Raw genomic sequence first — 4,300 nt, 5'->3', positions numbered from 1 at the left:
TGCCGATTACGAAGACTCCGTACGAGTCGATGCCGCCGTGCACGGCTGTACGTGGCTCTCCTGGGCGGAGCTTCGCGATCTCGACATGTCTGCTCGACCCGCCGCGCGGGGAATGCTTCAGGTCCACTCAGGACCGGACTCCTTGTCGCACATGATCCACAGTTACCGGATTGATGACCGGTGGCCCGGCGAGGTCGTCGAGCAGTACGGCATACCGCCACTGGGTGATTCGCCCGTTGGAGCACCGGCAGGCCGTTGGGAAGCCGCCGGAGCGACGTTTGAGTACGGTCCGGTGACACGGCTGCACGTGCTGGGGTCGGGCACCGGGTGGGAATACGTCTTCGACGTGATGCGGGCTTTGGCGCAGCGGTTCGGAGACGACGGCGTGCGCCTGGTCGTCTGGTTCGACTAGAGGCTGATCATCCGATCGGGTAGGCGTCTTCCAGTTCGTGTCGGTCAGCGGGGAGCAGGACCTCCACCACGGCCAGAGCCGCACCCGAGGCGTCTCGGACGGCACCGTAGACGGCCAGCAGCGGCGTGTTCTTCGGCATGCCGAGTCCCTTGGCCTCGTCGGTCGTGGGCATGCGGGCGGTGATCCGCTCCACCACGTGGTCGAAGCGCACGCCCTTGCGGGACTGGAGGTGTTCGCGGAGGCCCTGGGCCAGCGGTTCGGCGCTGGTCAGGTCGGTGCCCTGGGACAGCTCGACCGGTACCCACAACGAGACCATCTCGGTCGGTTCGCCGTCCCGGCTGACGAGTCGCCGGCGCAGGAACGCCTTGCTCTTCGGGGCGAGGCCGAGCAGGGAGGCGATGCGGTTGGGGGCGGTGATCGCCGCCGCCTCGATGATCTCGCCCTGCGATGCGCTCTCCGGAGCGATCAGGTACGCCTGTCCGGGCCGGGGCTGTTCGGCCGAGGCGAGGGCGGGGCGTCCGCGCACGAAACGGCCCTTGCCCTGCTGGGAGTCGATCCAGCCCTGTTCGCGCAGCATGCGCAGGGCGGCGACCACGGTGGGCCGGGAGACGCCGAACTCCTGGATGAACTGGTTCTCGCTCGGGAGGAGCGAGCCGGGAGGATAGGTTCCCGCCTCGATCCGCCGTTGGAGCGTCTGCACGAGCTGTGCATACTTCGGCGGTACGGACTCAAGCGACATCATGACCATCCTGCACCCGACAGGTTGTTTTACCAAGTTTGAGCGTATCCCCACCCGGCCGTCCTGTCACCCCGGACCGGGAGAAGGGCAGCCGACACGAGGAAGCCCCGGCAGGCAGCAGAGACGGGGGAAGCACGCACAGGGGGTGGGCTTGTGCGGCGAATGCTCTACTGCCTGCCGGGGAGCGGAAGACACGACGGGGCAGGGGTGACGCTCATCGAGCACCCTCCATGCCGACGGGCTCACTGCCCCGCCGTGCCCGTCTTCAGCGGCCGACGTACTCGGCCAGGACCTGGGCGGCCCCGTTCGGGTCTCTCACCGGGTGGCGCTTCTCGGCGGACTGCCAGGAGTAGTAGGCCCCGCCGTACCCGACGAAGACCCACACCGGAAGGCCCGGCTCGGGGCGGTGGACCATGAGTACGCTGTCGTTGTCGCGCAGTTCGGCGCGGACCTTGAGTTTCAGCAGCTCGTCGCGCAGGCGCATGAGGGCACGCGCGTCGTGCAGGTTGCGTTGGTGGTCGACGAAGGCCGCGGTGGCCTGCATGATCGGGTTCATCTGGCGTTCCCTTCGGCCCGGCCGCTTGCGAGGCAGTCGAGACATTCCTGTTCTCCGTACGTCTCGTGATCTGCGCTGCTCTCGCCGAGGAGAAGGGCACGGCGCGAGGTGCGCAGCTTGGTTCCACGACCCCGGCACGCAGGGCAAGGGCGTGTCTCGCTGTTCTCGTCTGGCCGGGTCACCGTCGCCATCTCCTTGTTTGAACCGCGCTCCCTGCGGCGGAAGGCGGGCTGACGTACCGTGGTTGCTTGATGGCAAGTCCACTGGCAATTCCCGAATGGCAGGACCCCCGAATAGCCCCCCTTCTTTCCCCCTCTTGAGCCCCCAGCCGTGAGGAAGACCCGAGATGCCCGACAACATCCCGAATGTCCAACTCCGAGCATGGCGTAATGAGCACCGGCTCACTCGCGCTGATATGGCCGACCGAATCAACGCCACTCCGGCCGGTGTGAAAGAACGCCTGAACTGTGACGAGGAGCGGATCAGGCGGTGGGAGGCGGGTGAGGTCTCCTGGCCGCACACGTCCTACCGGGTCGCCCTCACCCAGTTGACCGGCTTGCAGCCCGAGGCCCTGGGGTTCCGCCAGAACCGGCGCGGTCAGAGCCGCCTGATCGAGGCCACGGTGATGCCTCCTGCGGACGCGCTCCGGGCCGAGGCCGACCTGTACGGCACGATGGAGCTCGCCCAGCAGCTCCAAGCCTCCGACGTCGGGAACGGCACGCTTGAAGCACTCGCCGAGGCCGTCGACCTGTTGTGCCGGGCCTACCCGGTCGTTCCCGCCGCCACGTTGCGCGACCGGACACAGAAGCGCCTCGCCCAGATCACCCGCCTGCTGTCCGGCCGGGTCACCCTGGACCAGCACCGGGAACTCCTGGTCATCACCGGATGGCTGACCGCGCTACTCGGGTGCGTGCATTACGACCTGGGCGAACGGGAAGAAGCCGAGACTGCCCCCCGTGCCGCCTACGAGATGGGCCGCCAGGTCGGGCACGGCGAACTCATGGGCTGGGCCTACGAGATGTCCGCGTGGTTCGCTCTCGTCGAAGGCCGCTACGAGGACGTGGTCACCTCCGCCCGCATGGGCCAGGCCGCCGCCGGCCAATCCAGCGCCATGGTCCAACTCACCCTGCAAGAGGCCCGCGGACTGGCCCGCATCGGCGACCGCCGCGAAGCCGACAAGGCCCTCACCCGAGGCGCCGACATCCTCGCCAAGCTCCCGCTCCCGGACAACCCCGACCACCACTTCGTGTTCGACCACGCCAAGTGGGTCTTCTACGCCGCCACCGCCTACACCTGGCTGGAGGACAACGACCGCGCCGAAGAACACGCACGGGAGACCATCCAGATGCACACCCGCCCGGACGGCACCTCCAACGCCCCCATGCGCGTCGCCGACGCCCACATAGACCTCGGCATCGTCCACGCCCGACGCGGAGACCTCGACGCCGCCGTGGAACAGGGCATGGCCGCCTTCGACATCGAACGCAAATCCCTCACCGACCTGGTCAACCGTGCCGGAGACCTGGACCGAGTCCTACGCCAGCGCTACCGCCGCGAAGCTCTCTCCCAAGATTTCCACGAGCGATTCATCACAGCCCGGCGCGCTCTCACCAACCGACGTCCGGATCTTCTGGACTGAGATCGGCAAACCCGACCTACGGGATGGAAGACGTGCAATGCACGACCGCGCCAGGGAAAGAGTCGACGGGCGGCTCGTCACAGATCAATATCTCCGGCGGAGTCACCGCAAGATTAATGCCCTGTCCAAGCGGCACGATGAACGCGACAAGCAACCAGTACGACAGAACGCGCCGCCCCGCGATCAGCCGGTATGCCACGACTGCCACCAGGCCGATCACCAGCGAGATGAACAGCACCCTGACCGCCATGCCGTCAAACCGAGGCGAGCCGTCCGGGATGTACCATCCGGTCAGGGCAGCAAGAAAGAGCGACCAGTAAAAGATCGCCCCGAAGACCACGAGCGCCGAAACGATCCGAGCGATCCGGCCGATGGTCAGGGACCGGAGTCTCAGTGGAAGACCGTTTATCATTCGCTCACCAACTCTTGAACACTTTTCTTGCGCGGAACCGCTGTGAAGGCAACCAGAGCGACCCCGACGAAGACCGCGGGAAAAAGCAGCATGGCACCCAGAGCCCACAGGCCACTGCCGTCCGACACAGCAGCGTTAATCGTCCAGGACAACCACATCACGCCCGCAATGCTGAGCGTGCCAATCACCGGGTGACGACGCCGACCAGCGAAAGCAGCGAGGATTCCCAACACGACGACCAGGCCCACTACCTGCCACGGCTCATAGGGGCCGCTGAGACTGCCGTCGGACTCGACGTCTCGTTCCTGATCCCATCCCAGCCAAGCAAGGTAGTTCACCAGAGACGCCACGGCCAGGATCACGCCTATACGGATACTCGCCATGATGCGATAAGCGCGGGACGCTCCAGCTTCTATCACGATCTTCACGCTTTCGTCGGCGGCAGGCGTCCACAACGATATGTGCTGCCGAATTGTGCTTGTGAAGATCAAGGCGGCGGCGCGGCGCGCCGCCGCACGGCCCAGCGTCGCGGACCCCGGCCG

Annotated in this window: 6 protein-coding genes; 2 read left to right on the top strand and 4 right to left on the bottom strand. The window is 66.5% G+C overall.

The genetic code is table 11. The annotated features are described in order from the left end of the window. Positions 1-412 (top strand): hypothetical protein (locus ACWJ6R_RS31110; RefSeq protein WP_449065643.1); only part of this gene is annotated, 412 nt, incomplete at its 5' end. A gap of 7 nt (positions 413-419) precedes the next feature. Here ACWJ6R_RS31110 and ACWJ6R_RS31105 read toward each other — a convergent pair. Both ACWJ6R_RS31105 and ACWJ6R_RS31100 read right to left on the bottom strand, forming a co-directional pair. Next, on the bottom strand, positions 420-1,151 hold the full coding sequence (locus ACWJ6R_RS31105; protein WP_449065642.1) for a GntR family transcriptional regulator: 732 nt from the start codon (positions 1,149-1,151) through the stop codon (positions 420-422). Positions 1,152-1,416: 265 nt separating this feature from the next. Beyond that, on the bottom strand, positions 1,417-1,707 hold the full coding sequence (locus ACWJ6R_RS31100; protein ID WP_449065641.1) for a hypothetical protein: 291 nt from the start codon (positions 1,705-1,707) through the stop codon (positions 1,417-1,419). Between the two features lie 448 nt (positions 1,708-2,155). Between ACWJ6R_RS31100 and ACWJ6R_RS31095 the strand changes: the two genes are divergently transcribed. Continuing rightward, positions 2,156-3,346 (top strand): hypothetical protein, encoded by a 1,191-nt coding sequence (locus ACWJ6R_RS31095; protein ID WP_449065640.1) that lies wholly within the window; start codon positions 2,156-2,158, stop codon positions 3,344-3,346. A gap of 16 nt (positions 3,347-3,362) precedes the next feature. Here the strand turns inward: ACWJ6R_RS31095 and ACWJ6R_RS31090 are convergent, their stop codons facing one another. After that, a complete protein-coding gene (locus tag ACWJ6R_RS31090; protein WP_449065639.1) occupies positions 3,363-3,686 on the bottom strand; it encodes a hypothetical protein in 324 nt (107 codons plus the stop codon). 68 nt (positions 3,687-3,754) lie between these two features. Then, a partial coding sequence (locus ACWJ6R_RS31085; protein ID WP_449065638.1) for a hypothetical protein occupies positions 3,755-4,300 on the bottom strand: 546 nt, incomplete at its 5' end.

The organism is Planomonospora algeriensis (genome assembly GCF_977012225.1).
The sequence above is the reverse complement of the archived record's forward strand: the minus strand, read 5'-3'. Positions and strand labels throughout refer to the sequence as shown.